Genomic DNA, 20,034 nt, shown 5'->3' on the forward strand with positions numbered 1-20,034 from the left:
AGCCCCTTAAATTACATTTTGCAAGCACCTTGTAAAGTAGCGCCTATCATCCAAAGACTTTTTTCATATTTTGCGATATTTTCTTGCGCAAAAGCAGCTGTTGTGGTATCACTTTCTTTTTCTGCTGCTTCATTGAGTTTTTTAAATTCTGCTAAAAGATATTCATAATCTTGTTTGATCAGTTCTATGACTTCAAGCGGAGTAAAGCAATCTTTTGCAACTTTTGGACTTTTTGCATTTTCCATTAAAACTTTTTGGCAAGTGATAGCTTTTTCGCCAAGTTGCAGAACTCTTTCAGCACAACTATCAAAAAGTTCTGCCATTTCTTCATAAGCTTTTTCTGTGTACTCGTGTATAGAAAAAAATTGCAAACCTTTTACATTCCAGTGATAATTATGAAATTTAACCCATAGATGATGGGCATCTGCTTGCATTTGTAATAATTGTTTTGTAACTGACATGATTGACTCCTTTTTTTTGATTTTTAAAATTATAGCATAAAATTCTTAAATAATAATTATTATTAATTAAAAATTTTTATTATAATTTTAACTTAAAATCATTATACTCTTTTTTTAATGAATTTTGATTAAGAATTTAATATATTTTTTAAGATCAACTTTCCAACTTCCACACCAGGTTGATCATAAGTGTTAATCCCTAGCATAACACCGCAAGTTGAAGTAAAAAGTTCATAATAATACATCAAATATCCCGCATGCCAAGCGTCAAGTTTTTCAAGTTCTATCACATCAACACTCAAATTTTCGGCGATTAAAGCATGCATAGTTGCATCACATTGAGCGTTTAAAAGTTCGTGAAGATTGACTTTATTACTTAAAGAATCTAAAAATTTAAAATGAATATCAGGGATAATAGGTGCTTTTTGAGCGTCTTTGATTTTTAAAAAAGTTACAGTTTTATTTTTAGGTCCATCCATGATGAGTTGTAAAAAACTATGCTGATCTCTTGCTCCAATAAGTGCAACAGGAGTTAAACCTATGCGTTTATAGCCTTGCTTTTTACCTAAACTTTCAGCAATAAGCTGGATATACCATTCATTAAAGCCTTTAAAAGCATCACTATATGAAAAAAGCACATTGATATTGGCATTTTTGTGTGTACAATAATGATAGGCTTTTTGTAAAATTTCATCTTTTTTGCGAGTAAAAAAATTTTCAAAACAAGCTTTAGCTCCTTCTAAAAGAGCTTTGGCATTATAGCCACAAAAACAAAGCGGAACTATACCCACGGCTGAAAGTATGCTAAAACGACCTCCTACATTTGCAGGGATAAAAAAGCATTTAATAGCTAAATTTTCACCTTCTTTATGAAGTTTTGAATCCTTATCAGTAATAAAAACAAAGTATTTTTTTAATTCTTGCATATCAAGTTTAAAATGTTCAATAAGAAGTTTAAAAAGTGATACGACTTCTATAGTGCTACCTGTTTTACTGATGATTAAAAACAAACTTTCTTCAAGCTTGATTTTTTCCAAAGTCTTATTAAAAGAATGTGAGCTTGTGTTATCGAGTATAAAAAGCTCTCTTTGGTTACTTTTTTCATTAAAAAGCATATCGCGCAAGGCTTTTACACCACAACTTGAACCTCCCATTCCCACTAAAACAATATTTTTTATGTGTTCTTTGTCTTTGATAAAAGCCAAACTCTCATCAATCAGGCTTAAGCTCGTGTCAATAAGATGATAATACCCTATATCTCCACTTTTTACCTCATCATTAATACGATTTGCATAAGAGCTTATAGTGTGAATTTCACTTTGTTTAAAAAAAAGTGTATTGTTTAACATTTACTTTTCTCGTAAAAATAATTTGTCGCCTCTACAAAGCCTTCTACACTTCCACAATCAAAGCGTTTTCCTTGAAATTTATAAGCTAAAACCATACCATTGGTTGCTTGAGTTAAAAGCGCGTCGGTAAGTTGAATTTCGCCATTTTTTCCTGCTTTAGTATTTTCTAAAATTCCAAAAATATCAGGAGTTAAAATATATCTTCCTATGATAGCAAGATTACTTGGAGCTTCATCAGGACTTGGTTTTTCTATCATAGAATTAACCATAATAAGATTTTCTTCTACAAAATTTCCAGAAATTACTCCATAATTTGAAACTTGTTCTTTTGGTACCTCCATCACAGCTATGATGGTGCAGCGATATTTTTCATAAATTTTTACCATTTGAGCCATAACATTTAAGCCTTCTTCATTAACACACAAATCATCGGCTAAAATTACGCCAAAAGCTTCATCGCCAACTAAAGGTTTACCTTTTAAAACCGCATCACCTAAACCTTTCATTTGATTTTGTCTTGTAAAAGTAAAGGTACAACGATTGATTAAAGAACGAATTTCATCAAGTAAGTATTCTTTTTTTGTACCTGAAATTTGATGCTCAAGTTCATAAGAAATATCAAAATAATCTTCTAAAGCTCTTTTTCCACGCCCTGTGACAAAGCCCATATTTTCCATTCCTGCTTCCAAAGCTTCATCAACCCCATAATGGATCAAAGGTTTAGTTAAGATAGGCAACATCTCTTTAGGTAAAGTTTTTGTTGCAGGTAAAAATCTCGTCCCATAACCTGCCGCAGGGAAAATACAAGTTTGAAGCATAAAAATTTCCTTTTATTTTTTTATCATTATAGCTTATTTTTATGAATTTTTATGCAACAAAACAAGGCAAAGTTCTTTTTACCTTGGTTATTCAAACTCGGCCTTAGCCAATTTAACAATGGTTTCTACTACTCCAGAATCTTCAAGTGTTGAAATATCTTGTTTGATTTCTTCACCTCTTGCTATAGTTCTTAAAATTCTTCTCATTATTTTACCACTTCTAGTTTTTGGCAAACCTGGAGTATAAAGAATTTTTTCTATTTTAGCTATAGGTCCTATCTCTACTCTTAAAATGTCATTAAGTTCTTTTAAAGTTTCTATAGCTCCGCCAAGATCACAACTGGATGCAGGACTTAAAACCACAAAAGCAAACAGTGACTCGCCCTTAATCGCATCCAAAATACTCACTACAGCTGATTCTGCTACACTTGGATGTTTAGCAATAGCGCTTTCAATTTCAGCCGTTCCTATACGATGTCCTGCAACATTAACCACATCATCTGTTCTTCCTGTGATGGTAATATAACCATTTTTATCGTAAAAAGCACCATCGCCACTAAAATATACAGCTTTTCCATCTTTTTTAGCTTGAGAAAAATAACTTTCTATATAACGTTCATCATTACCCCAAATTCCACGAATCATCGAAGGCCAGGGTTTAGTTATACAAAGCAATCCATCTTCACCTTCATCTTTTTTATTGCCTTCTTCATCAATAACTTCTGCAAAAATTCCTGGTAAAGGCAAGGTGGCACAACCTGGTTTTAAAGGAATAGCGCCTGGTAAAGGCGTGATCATATGTCCACCTGTTTCTGTTTGCCACCAAGTATCAACTATAGGACTTTTAGCTCCCCCTATTTCATCATAAAACCACTTCCAAGCACTAGGATTTATAGGCTCTCCAACCGTTCCAAGCACTTCAAGCGTACTTAAATCATATTTTCTTGGCTCATCAGGCGCATCAGCATGAAGCATTCTTATGGCAGTTGGCGAAGTGTAGAATTTGCTTATTTGATACTCTTCTATCATTCTCCACCAACGCCCAGAATTTGGATAAGTAGGAGTTCCTTCATGCATTATAGTCGTTGCTCCACATGCTAAAGGCCCATAAACTACATAAGTATGTCCTGTAATCCAACCCACATCAGCACTACACCAATAATTATCATAATCTTTAATATCAAAAACCCATTCCATAGTCATTTGCGCCCAAAGTATATATCCTGCACTTGCATGCATAACTCCTTTTGGCTTGCCCGTTGATCCTGAAGTGTAAAGCAAAAACAACAAATCCTCGCTATCCATGATTTCGGGTTCACACTTATAAGACTCATTTTTCACAAGTTCGTTATAAACATAGTCCCTTCCTTTAATATATTCTATAGGCTCATTATTGCGTATAACTATAAGTACTTTTTCTACACTTTCACACCCTTCATTTAAAGCCTTATCTACTGCAGGTTTTAACATATAAGGTTTGCCACGACGAAAAGCACCATCAGCCGTTACTACAAGTTTAGCTCCTGCATCTATAATTCTATCTCTTAAGGCTTCAGGAGAAAACCCTCCAAATACCACACTATGAATAGCCCCAATCCTTGCACAAGCTAACATTACTATAGCTGTTTCTGGAATCATAGGCATATAAATTACAACCCTATCGCCTTTTTTTACTCCGAATTTTTTAAGCAAATTGGCTGCCTTGCAAGTTTCATGCAATAATCTTCTATAAGTATAAACTTCATAATCCCCCATTTCGCCTTCAAAAATCAAAGCAGCTTTATTGCGTCTTGTTTTCATATGACGATCAAGACATTGATAGCTTACATTTAAAGTTCCACCTTCAAACCATTTATAAAATGGAGCTTTATCCTCATTTAGTACTCTTGAAAAAGGCGAAAACCACTCGATCTTCTCAAGTGCTTGTCTTTTCCAAAAACCTTCAAAATCTTCCTTGGCTTCATCGCATAAATCATAGTATTCACATAAATTTTTTATACGAGCATTACGAGAAAATTCTTTACTTGGCTTAAAAAGCTCTTGATTATTTTGATTAAGCATAAAAACTCCTTTATGGTTATTTTTAAACATTATATAAGAGTTTATTTGTATTAAATACAAATTTGAAAAATAATTAAGATAAATTTTATAAAAAATGAGAATATTTGTAATATTTTATTTAAATTTTATAATGTATGTTAATTTAAGAAACATATTGCATCTTCATAAAAATAAATGCTGAGTTCTTCGTATAATTTTAAATCGAATTTTAAAAATTCTTGTTTTTCTAAGGCAAATTCTAAAATTTTATCTTTACAACTTACCCTTATAAAAACATCACTTTTCCTACTTCTAAGTGCTATAATATAACATTTTTCTAAAATAAACTCATAATTATTTTTTGGGATATTTTTAGAATTAAAAAAAGAAATTTTATAAGGATCAATTGCAATTTTACTTGGAGGTTTTTTAAAATCTTTATATTTTTTACAATTACTAAAATCTATAAAATTACAAAATTTCACACCTTGATTTTCTAGCTCAAAAACATTAGTATTTTCAAATTCTAAAATTTCTCCACTGTGTAAATAAAGTTTTTTTTGAGCCAAAGAATCTAAAAAATGTTTATCATGACTTGCGATTAAAAAACCTGTATTGAAATTTTCGTGCATTTTAAGAATAGCTTTTTTAAATAAAAGCGTAGTATTTTTATCCAAAAAAGCACTCGGTTCATCAAGTAAATAATACTTCGCTCTTACGCTTAAAGCTATAGCAAAAGCTATTTTTTGACTTTGTCCTGATGAAAGTTCATTAGGATATTTACTTAAAAGACTTTCATCTAAATTTAAAAACATCAAACTTTCTTTTATACGTTCTTCGATATCTTCTTTAATCCCATAAGTTTTTAAAGTAAATAAAAAATTTGCCCTTACGCTACGATTTAACAAAATAGGCTCTGGAAAAAGCAAATAAATTTCACGCTTTTGTTTATTATTAAGTTTAAAATTTCCAAAATAAGAAATATTTTTTGAAAAATCTCCTTCTAAAAATTTTAATACTCTTAAAAATGTAGATTTTCCACTTCCATTCGATCCCATTAAAATGCTAATTTTACTAGTATCAAGTTTTAAATTTTTAATTTTTAAAACTTCTTTGTTTTGATAGTTGAAAAAAAGATTAGAAATTTCTATCATTTTATGTTCTTTTGAGTTTGTGTGTAATGAAATTTAAACAAAAGGCAATGAGAATTAAAACCAAAGCCAAAGCTATACCACTAGCAAATTCGCCTTTGTTGGTTTCAAGAGAAATAGCCGTGGTTATGGTTCTAGTGTCGTATTTAATATTTCCACCCACTATCATCGCTACTCCTACTTCTGCTACAATGCGTCCATAAGCTAGTGCAACGACGCTAATCAAAGCAAAGCGTAATTCATAAATCATCATTAAAACAAGTTTTAAAGGACTTAGGTGAAAAGATTTTATAAGTAAAAAATGTTTTTTATTCATATTTTCTATCAAATTTGAAAAAAGTGCGATCACTATAGGAAGTGCTAAAATAAACTGCCCTAAAATTAAAGCCTTTATAGTAAAAAGTAGTCCAAATTCTCCCAAAGGTCCTCGACTTGAAATCAGTGCATAAAGTATAAGTCCTACTGCAACTGTTGGAAAAGAAAGGCTAGTATCTATGATAAGTTTTATAAAGCGTTTAAATTTAAAATCAAAAAAGCCTAAGATAAATCCCAAAGGAAAACCTATGAGCAAAGCTAAAACTATAGAAATACTTGAGCTTAAAAGTGTAGTTTTTATAGCTGAAATTACACTTTCATCAGCATTAAAAAGTAAAAATAAAGCTTGTTTAAAACCATCAAAAATATAATCCAAAAATATCCTTTTTAAAATAAGTAATTTTAGCATAATTATGCTAAAATATTTTTTTATGTAAATTTATAAGGAGAAAAAATGAAAAAAATCATTTCTTTAGCCCTTGCTTTAGCTTTAAGTGCAAGTGCAGCAGAACTTAAAATGGCAACCACAACAAGCACTGACAATACAGGACTTTTGGATGCTCTAAAGCCTCTTTATGAACAAGAAAGCGGCAATACCTTAAAATGGGTTGCAGTAGGAACAGGTGCGGCTTTAAAAATGGGTGAAGATTGCAATGCTGATGTACTTTTTGTACACTCTCCAAAAGCAGAAAAAGAATTTATAAAAAAAGGTTTTGGCGTGGATAGAACCCCTGTGATGTATAATGATTTTATCATCATTGCGGATAAATCAATAGCTTCTAAATTTAAAGGCAAAAATTTAAAAGAAAGTTTAGAACTTATCAAAAATGAAAAACTCACTTTCATCTCAAGAGGCGATAAATCAGGTACTGATAATAAAGAAAAAAGTCTTTGGAAAGATCTTGGTGGTGTGCCTGAAAAAGAAAACTGGTATCAACAAAGTGGACAAGGTATGCTAGCAAGCATTAAAATCGCTGAAGAAAAAAAAGGTGTGATTTTAACTGATCGTGGCACTTATATCAAATATGAAGCCAGTGAAAAAGGAAATCCAAGTTTAGTCATTGTAAATGAAGGTGATGATAGCCTTAAAAATTTTTATTCTGTTATAGCAACAAATCCTAAGCATTGCAAAAATGTCAATTATACTGAAGCTAAAAAATTTATCAATTGGCTTACAAGTGACGATACTTTAAGTTTTATTAGCGGATTTAAATTGCTCTATAAACCTTTATTCGTAGTTGATGCAAAAACAAGGAAGGATTAAAATTAAGCAGGTTTTAGCCTGCTTAAATATTATTTTTACTTATTGTAACTTTTTTATTTATTTTTCAATACTTTTAGCTTATTTAAATTTCTTCTTTAGATATAATAAAATCAATAATTAAATATACAAGGTCAAATAATGTTCAAAGTGGATTTAAATAGTGATTTAGGGGAAAGTTTTGGCGCCTATAAAATGGGAATGGATGAAGAAATTTTAAAATTTGTAAGTTCAGTAAATGTCGCTTGTGGCTTTCATGCGGGTGATCCTTGTGTGATGGATAAAACCTTAAATTTAGCCAAGCAAAATGGTGTTTGCATAGGAGCACACCCATCTTATCCTGATCTTTTGGGTTTTGGAAGACGCAATATGCAAATAAGCTTTGAAGAGGCTAAAAACTATGTCTTGTATCAACTAGGAGCTTTATTTGGCTTTGCCAAGGCAAAAGGTATGAAAATACAGCATTTTAAAGCCCATGGTGCACTTTATAATATGGCAGCTATTGATGAAAATAGCTATCAAACGCGTGATAAAAATGATAAAAGAAAGCAAAGTTACAAGCATAAATGGCAAAGAAATTGATTTAAAAGCTAATAGTATTTGTGTTCATGGGGATATGTAAAAGCTTTAGAATTTGTTAAAAAAATCAAAGAAAATTTAGAAAAAGAACAAATTTAAATTTGTGCTTTGGAAAATTTTATATAGGTTTTAGCAATGTTTAGTGTGCATTTTAGTGGAAGTAAAGTTTTGCTTTTGCTTTTTAAGCAAGAAATTTCATCTCAAATTAATGCTTATGTTTTAAGTACAGAGCAAAGGATACAAAAAAAGTGAAATTTATGGTATTGATGAGTTAGTAAGTGCTTATGCAAGCTTGCTTATATACTTTAATCCTTGTATACTTTCTTTAAATTCTTTGCTTGATTTTTTAGAAAAAATTAAAAAGGATATTAAACTTACGGAGCAAAACTCAAGTCTTTGCATAGAAGTTCCACTTTGTTATGATGAAGAATTTGGGCTGGATTTAGAATTTCAATCAAATTTAAAAAGAAGAACTTATATCTCTTCACACTAAGCCTTACTATCTTGTTTTTATGCTAGGTTTGGCAGGTTTTCCTTATCTTGGAGGTTTGGACAAAAAACTTTTTACCCCACGCCTTTCAAGCCCTAGAGCAAAAATAGAAGCTGGAAGTGTAGGTATAGCCAATAAACAAACAGGAGTTTATCCTAATATCAAGTCCAGAGGGTTGGAAAACATTGCTAGAACACCTTTGGAATTTTTTGATAAAGAAGATGAAAAATTCCACTCTTTTAAAAGCAGATATATTTTTAAAATTTAAAGCCATTTCAAAAGATGAATTTTTTTGAGATCCAAGAACAAGTTGCTAAAAAAGTCTATCAAAAGGAAATTTATGAGTATAAAAATTATTGAAGCATTTATAAATTCGAGTTTGCAAGATTTTGGTAGAAAAAAATTTCCTAAATTTGGCATAGCAAGAAGTGGGGCTATGGATGAAGATTCTTTAAGAATAGCAAATATCTTGCTTGGGAACAAACAAGATGAAGCAGGAATTGAACTTTGTTTAAAGGATGGGAAATATAAATTTTAGATGAGAATTATTTTGTTTTAAGCGGGGCTGAATTTGAGGCAAAGCTTAATAATCAAAAAATCAAAACTTACAAGGTATATAAAGCAAACAAAGGCAATATTTTAGAACTTGGTTTAGCAAAAATAGGTTTTCGTTGATATTTATGCGTAGCAGGTGGTTTTGAAGTAAAAAGTTTTTTTAAACTCTAAATCCAATGATGCTAAAATGGGAGTTGGAATTTTTGAAGGAAGAGCTTTGCAAAAAGATGGTATTTTAAAAACTCATGATACTTTTATACCTTTTAATTTAGAAGCTAGAGAATGTGAAAATCCTCTTTTTAAAGGTTCTAAAGAGCCTATCATACGCGTTATTTTAGGAACAAATGAAGATGCTTTTACCAAAAAAGGATAGATACTTTTTTAAATACTACTTATAAAGTAGGTTCAAAAAGCGATAGAATGGCAATTTACGCAGAATCTAGTGAAAGTATAGAGCATAAAAACTCAGCAGATATCATCTCAGATCCTGCGGTTTTTGGAAGCATACAAGTGCCAAAAAGTGGTATTCCTATCATTTTAATTGCAGCAAGACAAAGCACAGGAGGTTATACAAAAATAGCCACGGTTATAGAAAATGATTTAACTTTACTCGCACAGGCTAAGCTAGACTCTAGTTTAAATTCCAAAGCATTAGCATGCAAGAAGCCTTTGAGCTTTATAAACAAAGAGAAATGAATTTAAAGCTATGGATCAAAAAATCAATCTTGATTTTGAAAATTTGATCTAAGCTTTTTCACCATAAATATTGATAAAATATATAGCACCTATAGCCAAGGCACAACCTAACAAAGTAAGTGCATTTGGCACCTCAACTAGTATAAAATAACTACAAATTAAAGCACTAGCAGGGGTAATTAAAACAAAAGAATTTGCCTTAACACTCCCAAAATGCGAATCCTATAATAATAAATACTAGTACCTATAATAGTTGATAAAAAAGCAACGACAAACATACTGATCCAAAATAAAATTCAAAATGAAAAATTTCATAACTTTTTACATCAAACAATACCCAAGAAAACATTAAAACAGAAATGAGATTAATATAAAAGTTAATCGCCAAAGGGTGAGCTCCTTTGGCTTTATGATTAAACACTGCTATTAAAGCCCAAATAAAAATAAAATATTAAATTTACCAAATAAATCTTCTAAACTCCCTAAATTTAGCAAACAAAATCCAGATAATAAACCTAAAAATAAGCCTAGAATTTCACTCTTTGTGATCTTGTGAGTTGATTTTTTATCTTTTTGAAATAATATCGCTGTCATAAATATAAAATAAGAAAAAATAGGAATCATAGTTGTAACCAAAACACCGCCTTTTCCAGCTAAACCATGCTTAATGGCAATAAAAAATACAAAAGTATAAAGCCCATTTAAAATTCCTGCTATCAGCACCCATTTTAAAATAGATTTTTCAAGCCTTAAAAGAATTCTTAAAAAGCCTAATACCATCAAAGAGCCTAGTAAAACAAAGAAAAAACGCCAAAAAGTAATCACAGAAGTATCAGCATAAGCTGATAAAATCTTAGAAGTAGGCCAAGATGAGCCCCATAAAAACATAGCTAAAACAAGCAAGATATACAAATACTTTCCTTGAAATTTTTAAGTCAAATTTTTTTAAAAATTTTTTTCAAGTGTAGTTCATACTCATTTAGATATTTTTCCACTTGAGGATTTTTTACCACATCATTACACATAAAAGTTGGTAAAGCTTTCATACCTATAAATTCATGAGCCTTATGCAAATGCCAATACACCATATCTACACCCTTTCCTTCAAAAAATTCATTTTTATCATTAAAGGCTTCAAGAGGTGCATTCCAAGTGAGAGAAAACATGTATTTTTTACCATGATCTAAACCACCTTTTCCGTAGTTTTTACTAGGATTTTCATGAGTTCTTCCATCATTTTTAAAAAGCACTCCAGCACCCAAACCAAACACTTCATCGATATATTTTTTAACTATCCAAGGCTCGCCCATCCACCAAGCTGGCATTTGATAGATCACAGCATCAGCTTTTATAAATTTTTGTATCTCTTCTTTAGGATCATATCCTTGATCTATGTGAGTTTGATCTACTTCGTATCCTAATGTTTTTAAAATTTCTAAAGCATGATTATGCAATGTTAAATTAAGCTGTCCTTTTGAACTTCCAAATTCTTTAGCACCATTAAGCAAGAGTATATTTTTCATTTTTATCCTTTTTTAAATTTTATGATACAATTATAACTTAGCATAATATCATTTTCAATACAGAAAATAAAGCAAGATACTATACTAAAGGAATGTTAAATGACTAAAGAGAATTCTCAGTGCAATTTCGAAGAATGTGGATTTAACTATACTCTAGCATTAATTAATGGAAAATATAAAATGAGTATTTTATACTGCTTATTTCGCTATGAAATCGTGCGTTATAATGAACTCAAACGCTTTTTAAGCTCCATATCTTTTAAAACTTTAACCAATACCTTAAGAGAACTAGAAAATGATGGTTTAATTATCAGAAAAGAATACGCTCAAATTCCACCCAAGGTAGAATATAGCTTATCCAAACGCGGACAAAGTTTAATTCCCATTTTACAAGCTATGTGCAAATGGGGCGAGAAAGACAAAAAGGAAAAAAATGCTTGAATTAATTGGCGAACTTTCTTTACAAAATTATATGGGAGAATGGCTTGAAATGGCTAGAAAACCCGCCTTTTTTCAAAAATCTTGCCTAAATTCAAAGGCAAAATACGAGCTTAAATATAAAAATGGCGTTCCTTATGTAGAAATTGAAAATTTTTGCAGTAAAGAAAATGAAATTTCAAGCATAAAAGGTAAGGCAAAAATCGTTTCAAATAGACAATTAGCAGTGAGATTTAATATCTTTATGAACCTTTTTAATAAGGTAAATTATGAAATCATTTTTATTGATAGCGAGTATAAAGTTGCAATTGTGGGTAGTCCTGATAAAAAATATCTTTGGATTTTAGCAAGAAATATAATAGATGAAAAAAGTATAAAAGAGCTTTTAAACATCGCTAAGCAAAGGGGATTTGACATTAGCGATGTGATTTTTAATAAGTATTAAATTATTCTTTTGTCATATCAATGACATAGCGAAATTTAGCCTTACCTGAGGTTAGATTTTCATAAGCCTTATCGATTTCTTGCGGTGTGATAAGCTCGGTTTCTGGATAAATTTCATGTTTTAAAGAAAAATCAAGCATTTCTTGAGTTTCAGCAATACCGCCAATTAGCGAACCATAAACCTTCTTACCTGCCTTATGTACAAGCTCATTTATGCCTATATTTACCTTATCTTCCACAGGAGGTAAGCCAACTATAGCCATTTCGCCACCAAATTTAAGTAAATCCAAATAAACAGCAGGATTATAAGGCGTTGGAATGGTTGAGATGATTAAATCAAAGCGTTCTTTTACGGCGTTTTTATCGCAGCTTGTGTAAAATGAGCTTACACCCATAGCCAAAGCATCGGCTTTTTTGTTTTCATTTCTAGCAAAAACGCTAACCTTTGCACCCATTTTAACAGCGTATTTTACAGCCATCATACCAAGTCCGCCAAATCCTGCTATAGCAACGCTTGAACCTTCTTTTATCTTAGAAAATCTTAAAGGCGAGTAAGTGGTAATGCCCGCACAAAGCAAAGGTGCAACCTTATCCATCGGTGCATTTTTTGGCACACAAATGGCAAATTTTTCACTTACAACTATGTTGTTTGAGTAGCCCCCATAAGTGTTTTCATTGCCGTGAAATGCATCACAACTATTGTAAGTAAAGATGGTTTTGCCATTTTCGCAAAACTGCTCTTGTGAGCGTTTGCAAGCATCGCATTCACCGCATGAATTTACCATGCAACCAACCCCTGCGTAATCTCCTACTTTAAATTTACTCACATTTTTACCCACAGCGATAACTTCTCCTGCTATCTCATGCCCAGGCACGCAAGGATAAGTAGCTTCTCCCCACTCGCTTCTTGCGGTGTGAATATCGCTATGACAAATGCCTGCATATAGGATTTTAATCAAAATATCATTATCGCCAATAGCGTGGCGGCTAAATTCAAAGGGTGTAAATTTCGCATCTTTACTAAGCATTGCATAGCCTTTACTTGCAATGCGATTGTTTTCTAAAATTTTGTATTGCATTTTTGCTCCTTTTTTGATTTTTTATAATTATAAAACATTAGAGTAGCTATAAGTCAAGAGAGAAAATAATTTTTAAAAATTAGAAAAATACTTGATGTGTTAAAATTTTTTGATTTTTTAACGTATTTTTTTTATAATGTTAAAAATCTTTAGAAATTTTAAAATATAAAAGAATTTATACAACCAAAGCTACTTCTAAATATAAAGAAATTGTGTGATAAAGGGGCGATTTTAAATGAATGGAATATATAAAATAAAACAAATTTTTATAGCGAAGATTTCTTAGAGATTTTATTTTTTTATCCTTAAACAAGGATAGAATTTTTAATAAAATATTAAAAATTTATAAAAATTTAATATTTTTAAAATATATCAAAATGGATAAAAATCATTATTATATAAATATAAAACTTTTAAGATTTTTTAAAAAGGAATTTTTAGATGCAAAGCGAAAAAAGAATTTTAGAAAAAATTAAAAATATTGCTTTTATTTATAAGCAAATTCGTCTTATAACACTTGAAGGTTCAAGAGTAAATAAGAAAGCTAAAAAGGATAAATATCAAGATTATGATATTTCATTTTTTCTAAAATCTAAAAATTTGAGAAAATTATTAAACCTAAACAAAAGCAAAGATATCAAAAAAGCAAAATTACCTAAATTTATTAAAAATTTTGGAAAAATTTTATTTTATCAAGCGCCTGAAAGCTTTGAATTCTATAAAGCTGATTTGCCTAAAAATTGGGTGAGTTTTTTGGTAATTTTTAAAAATGGAGTGAGAATAGACTTTAAATTTATCCCCTTAAAATCATTGAAACATTATTATAAATTTGAACCTTTAAGCAAAGCGCTTATAGATAAAGATCAAAGATTTAAGAAAACTCAAAATGAGAATGTTTTTTGCATTAAGAAACCAACAGAAAAAGATTTTGATGAAATATGCAATGAGTTTTATTTTACTTTTACAAAATTAGAAAAAGCTCTTTTAAGAAAACAATTTATAATGTCAAATTATTTGTTAAATTCTATGCGTGAAACACTTTTTGATATGCTTAGTTTTAAAGTCGGACTTAAATTTGGTTTTGAAATTTGGCTAGGTAAACAAAATACTGATATTCTAAATTTTTTAAAGCAAAAAGAAATAAAAATTATCTTAAATTCTTTTAATACTACTTCACTTGAACAAATTGAAAAAACAAGAAAAAAGCTTGAAAATTTATTTCACAAAAACACCAAATTTGTAGCAAAAAAGAATGACTTTAAGCTTTTTTCTTATCGAAAAAATGTAAAAAAATATTGCAAAATTTTAAGAAAATTGTAAAGTTATTTTATTCTTCTTTAATAAAAACTACTTTTATTTCGCATTTTTATAGTCTTTAAGTTTTTTTAAACTGATATATTTAAAAATAAGTGCAATTTATACTAAAGTAAAATATTTTAACTTATACTTTGCACTTTAACTTTCCTTTTTTATCAAAAATCTTTATCTAAAACATATTTTTTATCTATTAGAAATGACTTTTTTAGTTTCTTATTTTCTTCTTTTTTGCTTTGTATATAATATACATCTTTTGCATCTGAAAGAATATATAAATCTTTTACTTTTAAACCTTCTTCATTTTCAATAAAGCTGATATTATTATCTAATAATTTATTTTTTACAATTTTATTTTTACTTAGTGTCATTTCTTCTACCTTAAAATTGCCTATTTTCAAATAAGAAGTAATATTTTCATTTAAAAACATAATAGATAAAAATAAGATAATAGTGTTAATCAAAACAAAAAATTTAAAACTTTTAAAGTCTTTAAAACACAATTGAAGACTAAAAAATATAAAAATAATTAAATGACCAATACCCAGATAAATACAATTAACTTCTTGAGATTTGATGATGATAAAAATACTAACAATGATCATAGATACATACATAATAAATATTAATATGGTTTGTAGCATAAAAGTTTCTATTTTATTTAATGAAATTCTATATTCTCTCCCAAAAAAATATAATGCACCATTTGCAACTATAAATACAATAACAATAGATATTAATAATAATATATTAGGTTTCTGTAATGTGATAAAAGTGATAATGGATGAAGCAACATAAATTATAAAAGGGACTCTTATTGGTATTTTAAAATATTGTTTATATAGTTCTCTTGAAAAAGAAAATATTCCCATGTAGAAAAAACTAAAAATTCCTCCAAATAAAACTCCTGTAATCGCCAAAGCAGTTCCCTTTTGGCTATCCAAAAAAGGAATGGTTTTTGTTTGCAAAGAATGTAGAATGAGTATAAAAATAATTATGGAAAATCCAGCCAAAATTGCAACTTGAAATAAATCTTTTGAAGTTTGCAAAATTGATTTTGAAAGTTTAATAAAATCTTTTTTATCTTTTCTTATTTCATAACGTTCCTCATATTTTTTAAATTCAACTTTAGAATTAAACTCAAGCTCTTTTAACTCTGGTTTGGAAATATTTATCATATATAAATCAAAATAAAAATAAATTTCATCTTCTAAATCATCAAATTTTTGGGGATTATTTTTAAATTTTTCATATTCTAAATTTTCAAAAAATAAAATTTATTTTTTTATCAATTTTTCTAATTTTATATTTATTTCTTTTATATTTTTACAATTTGTAATTTTATAATTGCTTCTTTCCTTTTCAAGTTTTTTTATCAATTCTTGACATTCTTGTAATCTTTTTTCTTTTATATTTAATAAAGTTTTAAATTCCATTTTTTAATCCTTTCATTCAATAAAAATGCAACATAAATTTTTAACATAAAAATTATAAAGTCAAGCTATCTAACACAGCAATTGCATTTAAAGCCCTTGGATAGCCAATATATGGAATAAGAGCTGCAATGATATTTAGCAAATCTTTTCTACTTTGTCCCATGTTAAGATTGCCTTGTATGTGAGCTTTTACTTGATTATCTAGCCCACCAAGTGAGATAAGATACACAAGGGTTAAAAGCTCCCTAGTTTTTAGATCAAGTCCTGTGCGTGTATAGTAGTCTCCAAAACAATTCGCACTCAAAAAATCATTTATAAAAGCTTTATCTTCTGGAGTAGATTCTATCATTTTAGTGATATTGGCTTCACCAAAAATAGCATTTTGTATTTCCCTGCCTTTTATTTTGCGATTTTCTTGCGTAGTGGTGTCTTGTGAAGTCAAAGATAAGGCAATATTTAGTTTTTTAAATGCTTTATTACAAAGACTTAAAAAATCACATACTCTAGCAAAACCCACATAAGGCGTGGCTTGATAAATCACTTCTTTGATGACAATAGGACTTATATCGTTCTTGATTGCACCTTGAAGTAAAGCTTTAAACTCTATTTTTCCACCTACTGCTAAAGTAGAAGCAAGGGTGATTAAAAAATATTTTTGTGTATCCAAATTTGCTTTTACAAAACTCTCACTAAAAGTAAAATTTATGTGATTGATAAAATACTCTTTATCACTTGCAAAAAGTTGATCCTTTTTTGCTCCTCCTAAGAGTTTTTCAAAAATTTCTCTTGCTTTTTGTCTTAATTGCATGGTTTTATCCTTTGTGGTTTTTAAAATTTGTGAAAAAAGAGCATTTAAAGATACTCCAAAAACATAAAAGTTTTTATAAAATTTTTGCGTTTTATTTACAAATTTCTTTACTCTCTTGCTTCTTTTAAGGCATTTTCATATTCTTCATCGCTTACAAGCTCAAGCCATTCTACATTTTTACCTTCTTTCTCACCTGTAAGTGCTATGTGTGCTCCACTACTTGTATTAGTTGCACCATGAAAATGCTTTACTCCTATAGGACAGCTTATCACATCGCCTTTTTTGACTATAAAGGCTTTTTGACCTGGAACTTTTGTGATGATTTCACCCTCTGTTACGATTAAGGTTTGTCCTTGAGGATGAGTATGCCATGCACTTCTAGCACTGGCTTCAAATTCAACCAAAGCCCCGCTAAAATTTCTCCACTCATTTGATTTAAACATCATAGAAACTTTTACATTTTTGCTAAAAAATTTACTATCGCCTTTAAAACTTCCATGAATTCCTTTACTTTCAAGTTCTTGCATTTACACTCCTTTAACAAAACTACATAAAACCATTACAATAAGAAATAAACCAAACTTTTTATTTCCCAACTCTAAGAGCTGCTTCACCGGCATACCGATCCCCTTTGATTATTATTTTTTCTAAAATACTCTTTAAATGATTTAATTCTTCTTGAGTAAAATCAATATTAACAGCATTAATATTTTCTTCTAACCTTCGTAAATTTGTTGTTCCAAAAATAGGCACAATAAATGTTTTTTGCACCAAAACCCAAGCAAGAGCAATTTGTGCCAAAGTAGCATTTTTAGCTTTTGCTATATCTTCTAATGCATAAACTAAATCTAAATTAGCTTTTAAATTCTCGCTTTTAAAACGTGGAACTTGCGATCTAAAATCATTATTTTCAAAAGTAGAATTTGCATCAAATTTACCTGCTAAAAATCCTTTTCCTAAAGGAGAAAAAGGAACAAAACCTATATTTAATTCTTCCAAAACTTTTAAAAGTTCTTTTTCAGGCTCTCTCCACCATAAAGAATACTCACTTTGAACCGCACTAAGCGGAAATACTGCGTGAGCTTTTTTAATACTTTGCACCCCTGCTTCACTCATACCCCAAGCTTTAATTTTTCCTTCCTTATAAAACTCGCTCATTAAGTTAGCAACTTCTTCAACTGGAACATTTGTATCGACTCTATGTTGATAATAAAGATCTATACAATCTGTTTGCAAACGCTTCAAACTACCTTCTAAACTTTGTCTGATTTTACTAAGTGTACTATCGACAATTTGCTTAGCACCCTCAATCCTGACACCAAATTTTGTTGCTAATACCACTTCATTTCTAAAAGGTTTTATTGCTTTACCTACTAATTCTTCATTAATAAAAGGACCATAAACTTCGGCTGTATCAAAAAAATCAATACCAAGATCCTTTGCCCTATGAATGAGTGTTATCATCTCTTTTTCATCTTTAGCTTCTCCATAACTAAAGCTCATTCCCATACAACCAAGTCCTAAGACACTTACTTCCAAATTTCTTAATTTTCTTTTTTGCATTTTTATCCTTTTTTATTTTTTATTAAAAACTGATAATTCTTAATTATTAAAAACATTTTTCTATCATGTTAATTAAAAGTATAAAACCTAACATCTAGTGTAAGTCAAGAATAAAATTAAATATTTTTAAATTTTTACTCGTTTTTTTCGTTTAATATAATCTTTACTTAAAGGATTTAGCTCATCTTTATTTTCCATAACCATTTTTTCATAATAATCTATTTTAAAATCAAGTTTTTTTATAATATTCTCCAATTTTTTCATATCCTTTAGTGTTTTTTCTTTTAATTTGAAAATAATCTCTAATCTCTCTTTTGCCGTATCTTTACCCTTAGCACATAAAAAATATATCTTTTAAGATCCTCGATACTCATGCCAATTTGTCTATAACAATCCACCCAAATCACCCATTCTAAATCTTTTTCACTAAAATAACGCACTCCATTTTTATCTTTTTCCACAAAGGGAAATAAACCTTTATCTAGCCAAAACCTAAGTGTTCTACTAGAAACTCCTGTTTTTCTTTCTACCTCTATGATCGTATAAGCCATTCTAATCCTTTATAAATATAAATTTCATACAATTCAATTTTTAACTAAATATTTTATTATTTTATATTAATGCTACTTTTTAGAAAAATACATATAATTTTCAATTAATATAATTAAATTTTTAAATTTTCAAGATAAAAGTCAAAAAATATTTTATATTTTTTGATAAAATAATACTAGATTTAATTTTAAATTTAAAAATAAATACAAAAAAAGGAAAAAAATGAATAGTATAAAAATCAAACTTTCTCTCATTGCAAATTTAATTGCAATTTTTGCCTTAATTGTTCTAGGTATTGTAAGTTTTTATTTCACAAAAACCTCATTACATGAAACCACTCTTAAAAATCAAATGAACTTGCTTCAAGCCACGCAATCTGTAGTTGAAAATTTCCGTTCTACAAACCAATTTTTTACTAAAAACTTAGAAAAAGATATCACAAGCTTACCTTATCAATCTTTAAATACTGAAGAAAATATTATTAACAATGTCGGTCCTATATTAAAACACTATCGTCATAGCATAAACGCATTAAATATTTATTTAGGTTTAACAAATGGAAAAGTTCTACTCAGCCAAAGATCCAATGACATAAAAATGCCTGAGTTGCGTGATGATTTAGATATAAAGACAAAAGATTGGTATAAAGAAGCTTTAAAAACAAATGATATTTTTGTTACGCCAGCATATTTAGATACAAATTTAAAACAATATGTAATAACATATTCTAAAGCTATTTATAAAGATGGTAAAATCATAGGAGTGCTAGGTGTTGATATACCATCAGAGAATTTACAAAATTTAGTTGCAAAAACTCCTGGAAATACTTTTTTATTTGATCAAAAAAATAAAATATTTGCTGCAACCAATAAAGAATTATTAAATCCGTCTATTGATCATTCTCCTGTTTTAAATGCATATAAGGCTAATGGAGATAATAATTTTTTTACTTATAAACTTGATGGAAAAGAAAGACTTGGAACTTGTACTAAAGTTCTTGCTTATACAGCTTGTATTACTGAAAGTGCTGATATTATAAACGGACCTATTCATAAAGCTGCATTTATTCAAGCTATTGTTGTCATTATTGTGGTAGTATTTAGCGTCATTCTCCTTTATTTCATCGTATCAAAATATCTCTCTCCGCTTGCAGCTATCCAAA

General features: G+C 29.2%; 21 protein-coding genes and 5 pseudogenes. 10 read left to right on the forward strand and 16 right to left on the reverse strand.

The window, feature by feature from the left end:
- Nucleotides 1–11: 11 nt before the first annotated feature.
- The 6 genes from AJN60_RS06285 to tupB form a co-directional block, all read right to left on the reverse strand.
- Nucleotides 12–461: a Dps family protein gene (locus tag AJN60_RS06285; RefSeq protein ID WP_002851546.1), complete on the reverse strand. Its 450-nt coding sequence runs from the start codon at nucleotides 459–461 to the stop codon at nucleotides 12–14.
- Between the two features lie 128 nt (nucleotides 462–589).
- Complete coding sequence (locus AJN60_RS06290) at nucleotides 590–1,810, reverse strand: glucose-6-phosphate isomerase (RefSeq protein WP_070286114.1); 1,221 nt, start codon at nucleotides 1,808–1,810, stop codon at nucleotides 590–592.
- Nucleotides 1,804–2,628, reverse strand: coding sequence for a UTP--glucose-1-phosphate uridylyltransferase GalU (galU, locus tag AJN60_RS06295; protein ID WP_002871129.1), 825 nt, complete (start codon nucleotides 2,626–2,628; stop codon nucleotides 1,804–1,806). The genes AJN60_RS06290 and galU overlap by 7 nt, the downstream gene beginning before the upstream one ends.
- Before the next feature lie 87 nt (nucleotides 2,629–2,715).
- Nucleotides 2,716–4,689 (reverse strand): acetate--CoA ligase, encoded by a 1,974-nt coding sequence (gene acs / locus AJN60_RS06300; protein WP_070286115.1) that lies wholly within the window; start codon nucleotides 4,687–4,689, stop codon nucleotides 2,716–2,718.
- A gap of 137 nt (nucleotides 4,690–4,826) precedes the next feature.
- A complete protein-coding gene (tupC, locus tag AJN60_RS06305; RefSeq protein ID WP_070286116.1) occupies nucleotides 4,827–5,822 on the reverse strand; it encodes a tungstate ABC transporter ATP-binding protein TupC in 996 nt (331 codons plus the stop codon).
- A gap of 1 nt (nucleotide 5,823) precedes the next feature.
- Entirely contained in the window at nucleotides 5,824–6,510 is a 687-nt protein-coding gene (gene tupB, locus AJN60_RS06310) for a tungstate ABC transporter permease TupB (RefSeq protein ID WP_002871132.1), read from the reverse strand.
- Between the two features lie 78 nt (nucleotides 6,511–6,588).
- On the opposite strand from tupB, the gene tupA reads away from it, so the two are divergent.
- The 6 genes and pseudogenes from tupA to AJN60_RS09575 all read left to right on the forward strand — a co-directional run bounded on the left by tupA (nucleotide 6,589) and on the right by AJN60_RS09575 (nucleotide 9,715).
- On the forward strand, nucleotides 6,589–7,398 hold the full coding sequence (gene tupA, locus AJN60_RS06315) for a tungstate ABC transporter substrate-binding protein TupA (protein WP_044778915.1): 810 nt from the start codon (nucleotides 6,589–6,591) through the stop codon (nucleotides 7,396–7,398).
- Between the two features lie 138 nt (nucleotides 7,399–7,536).
- A pseudogene (locus AJN60_RS06320) lies at nucleotides 7,537–8,073 on the forward strand (LamB/YcsF family protein).
- Nucleotides 8,074–8,109: 36 nt separating this feature from the next.
- Nucleotides 8,110–8,824: pseudogene (locus AJN60_RS06325) on the forward strand (5-oxoprolinase subunit B family protein).
- On the forward strand, nucleotides 8,805–9,002 hold the full coding sequence (locus tag AJN60_RS09570; RefSeq protein ID WP_070286117.1) for a hypothetical protein: 198 nt from the start codon (nucleotides 8,805–8,807) through the stop codon (nucleotides 9,000–9,002). The pseudogene AJN60_RS06325 and the gene AJN60_RS09570 overlap by 20 nt, the downstream one beginning before the upstream one ends.
- Before the next feature lie 59 nt (nucleotides 9,003–9,061).
- Nucleotides 9,062–9,139 (forward strand): hypothetical protein, encoded by a 78-nt coding sequence (locus AJN60_RS10150; RefSeq protein ID WP_342365290.1) that lies wholly within the window; start codon nucleotides 9,062–9,064, stop codon nucleotides 9,137–9,139.
- A 67-nt stretch (nucleotides 9,140–9,206) separates the two neighbouring features.
- Nucleotides 9,207–9,715, forward strand: a pseudogene (locus AJN60_RS09575) (hypothetical protein).
- A 48-nt stretch (nucleotides 9,716–9,763) separates the two neighbouring features.
- Here AJN60_RS09575 and AJN60_RS06340 read toward each other — a convergent pair.
- A pseudogene (locus tag AJN60_RS06340) lies at nucleotides 9,764–10,603 on the reverse strand (DMT family transporter).
- Between the two features lie 47 nt (nucleotides 10,604–10,650).
- Complete coding sequence (locus AJN60_RS06345; RefSeq protein WP_070274647.1) at nucleotides 10,651–11,238, reverse strand: NAD(P)H-dependent oxidoreductase; 588 nt, start codon at nucleotides 11,236–11,238, stop codon at nucleotides 10,651–10,653.
- A 99-nt stretch (nucleotides 11,239–11,337) separates the two neighbouring features.
- Here AJN60_RS06345 and rrpA point away from each other — a divergent pair.
- Both rrpA and AJN60_RS06355 read left to right on the forward strand, forming a co-directional pair.
- Nucleotides 11,338–11,684 (forward strand): annotated as a pseudogene (gene rrpA / locus AJN60_RS06350) (MarR family transcription factor RrpA).
- On the forward strand, nucleotides 11,672–12,121 hold the full coding sequence (locus AJN60_RS06355; protein WP_070240646.1) for a lipocalin family protein: 450 nt from the start codon (nucleotides 11,672–11,674) through the stop codon (nucleotides 12,119–12,121). The pseudogene rrpA and the gene AJN60_RS06355 overlap by 13 nt, the downstream one beginning before the upstream one ends.
- Before the next feature lies 1 nt (nucleotide 12,122).
- Here AJN60_RS06355 and AJN60_RS06360 read toward each other — a convergent pair whose 3' ends face one another.
- The gene (locus tag AJN60_RS06360; protein ID WP_070240647.1) at nucleotides 12,123–13,199 is read right to left on the reverse strand and encodes an NAD(P)-dependent alcohol dehydrogenase; all 1,077 of its coding nucleotides are present in this window, start codon (nucleotides 13,197–13,199) and stop codon (nucleotides 12,123–12,125) included.
- Nucleotides 13,200–13,640: 441 nt separating this feature from the next.
- On the opposite strand from AJN60_RS06360, the gene AJN60_RS06365 reads away from it, so the two are divergent.
- Nucleotides 13,641–14,519, forward strand: a complete 879-nt coding sequence (locus AJN60_RS06365; protein WP_044780632.1) for an aminoglycoside 6-adenylyltransferase — start codon at nucleotides 13,641–13,643, stop codon at nucleotides 14,517–14,519.
- Between the two features lie 152 nt (nucleotides 14,520–14,671).
- Here AJN60_RS06365 and AJN60_RS06370 read toward each other — a convergent pair whose 3' ends face one another.
- From AJN60_RS06370 to AJN60_RS10160, 7 genes are all read right to left on the reverse strand, one after another.
- Complete coding sequence (locus AJN60_RS06370) at nucleotides 14,672–15,691, reverse strand: hypothetical protein (protein WP_237766493.1); 1,020 nt, start codon at nucleotides 15,689–15,691, stop codon at nucleotides 14,672–14,674.
- Nucleotides 15,692–15,790: 99 nt separating this feature from the next.
- A complete protein-coding gene (locus AJN60_RS09975; RefSeq protein WP_237766492.1) occupies nucleotides 15,791–15,949 on the reverse strand; it encodes a hypothetical protein in 159 nt (52 codons plus the stop codon).
- Nucleotides 15,950–16,001: 52 nt separating this feature from the next.
- Complete coding sequence (locus AJN60_RS06375; protein WP_070286118.1) at nucleotides 16,002–16,757, reverse strand: carboxymuconolactone decarboxylase family protein; 756 nt, start codon at nucleotides 16,755–16,757, stop codon at nucleotides 16,002–16,004.
- 107 nt (nucleotides 16,758–16,864) lie between these two features.
- Complete coding sequence (locus tag AJN60_RS06380; protein WP_070286119.1) at nucleotides 16,865–17,284, reverse strand: cupin domain-containing protein; 420 nt, start codon at nucleotides 17,282–17,284, stop codon at nucleotides 16,865–16,867.
- A 58-nt stretch (nucleotides 17,285–17,342) separates the two neighbouring features.
- The gene (locus AJN60_RS06385; protein WP_070286120.1) at nucleotides 17,343–18,320 is read right to left on the reverse strand and encodes an aldo/keto reductase; all 978 of its coding nucleotides are present in this window, start codon (nucleotides 18,318–18,320) and stop codon (nucleotides 17,343–17,345) included.
- Nucleotides 18,321–18,446: 126 nt separating this feature from the next.
- Nucleotides 18,447–18,584 (reverse strand): hypothetical protein, encoded by a 138-nt coding sequence (locus AJN60_RS10155; RefSeq protein WP_251821000.1) that lies wholly within the window; start codon nucleotides 18,582–18,584, stop codon nucleotides 18,447–18,449.
- Between the two features lie 38 nt (nucleotides 18,585–18,622).
- A complete protein-coding gene (locus tag AJN60_RS10160; RefSeq protein ID WP_251820536.1) occupies nucleotides 18,623–18,871 on the reverse strand; it encodes a MerR family transcriptional regulator in 249 nt (82 codons plus the stop codon).
- A gap of 223 nt (nucleotides 18,872–19,094) precedes the next feature.
- On the opposite strand from AJN60_RS10160, the gene AJN60_RS06395 reads away from it, so the two are divergent.
- Nucleotides 19,095–20,034: cache domain-containing protein (locus AJN60_RS06395; RefSeq protein ID WP_186820461.1), on the forward strand; the 940-nt coding region annotated here is incomplete at its 3' end.

The sequence above is a fragment of the Campylobacter sp. BCW_4323 genome, from assembly GCF_001763115.1.
GTDB classification, from domain to species: Bacteria; Campylobacterota; Campylobacteria; order Campylobacterales; family Campylobacteraceae; genus Campylobacter_D; species Campylobacter_D jejuni.

Excerpts from the sequence above, each read along its gene's own strand:
- AJN60_RS06345 (WP_070274647.1), bottom strand. The coding sequence starts at position 11,238 with ATGAAAAATATACTCTTGCTTAATGGTGCTAAAGAATTTGGAAGTTCA.
- AJN60_RS06380 (WP_070286119.1), bottom strand. The coding sequence starts at position 17,284 with ATGCAAGAACTTGAAAGTAAAGGAATTCATGGAAGTTTTAAAGGCGAT.
- AJN60_RS09570 (WP_070286117.1), top strand. The coding sequence starts at position 8,805 with ATGAGTATAAAAATTATTGAAGCATTTATAAATTCGAGTTTGCAAGAT.
- AJN60_RS06355 (WP_070240646.1), top strand. The coding sequence starts at position 11,672 with ATGCTTGAATTAATTGGCGAACTTTCTTTACAAAATTATATGGGAGAA.
- AJN60_RS10155 (WP_251821000.1), bottom strand. The coding sequence starts at position 18,584 with ATGAAAAAATTGGAGAATATTATAAAAAAACTTGATTTTAAAATAGAT.
- AJN60_RS06285 (WP_002851546.1), bottom strand. The coding sequence starts at position 461 with ATGTCAGTTACAAAACAATTATTACAAATGCAAGCAGATGCCCATCAT.
- acs (WP_070286115.1), bottom strand. The coding sequence starts at position 4,689 with ATGCTTAATCAAAATAATCAAGAGCTTTTTAAGCCAAGTAAAGAATTT.
- AJN60_RS06385 (WP_070286120.1), bottom strand. The coding sequence starts at position 18,320 with ATGCAAAAAAGAAAATTAAGAAATTTGGAAGTAAGTGTCTTAGGACTT.
- AJN60_RS10160 (WP_251820536.1), bottom strand. The coding sequence starts at position 18,871 with ATGGCTTATACGATCATAGAGGTAGAAAGAAAAACAGGAGTTTCTAGT.
- AJN60_RS09975 (WP_237766492.1), bottom strand. The coding sequence starts at position 15,949 with ATGGAATTTAAAACTTTATTAAATATAAAAGAAAAAAGATTACAAGAA.
- tupA (WP_044778915.1), top strand. The coding sequence starts at position 6,589 with ATGAAAAAAATCATTTCTTTAGCCCTTGCTTTAGCTTTAAGTGCAAGT.
- AJN60_RS06290 (WP_070286114.1), bottom strand. The coding sequence starts at position 1,810 with ATGTTAAACAATACACTTTTTTTTAAACAAAGTGAAATTCACACTATA.
- AJN60_RS06365 (WP_044780632.1), top strand. The coding sequence starts at position 13,641 with ATGCAAAGCGAAAAAAGAATTTTAGAAAAAATTAAAAATATTGCTTTT.
- tupC (WP_070286116.1), bottom strand. The coding sequence starts at position 5,822 with ATGATAGAAATTTCTAATCTTTTTTTCAACTATCAAAACAAAGAAGTT.
- AJN60_RS06370 (WP_237766493.1), bottom strand. The coding sequence starts at position 15,691 with ATGATAAATATTTCCAAACCAGAGTTAAAAGAGCTTGAGTTTAATTCT.
- AJN60_RS06375 (WP_070286118.1), bottom strand. The coding sequence starts at position 16,757 with ATGCAATTAAGACAAAAAGCAAGAGAAATTTTTGAAAAACTCTTAGGA.
- galU (WP_002871129.1), bottom strand. The coding sequence starts at position 2,628 with ATGCTTCAAACTTGTATTTTCCCTGCGGCAGGTTATGGGACGAGATTT.
- AJN60_RS06360 (WP_070240647.1), bottom strand. The coding sequence starts at position 13,199 with ATGCAATACAAAATTTTAGAAAACAATCGCATTGCAAGTAAAGGCTAT.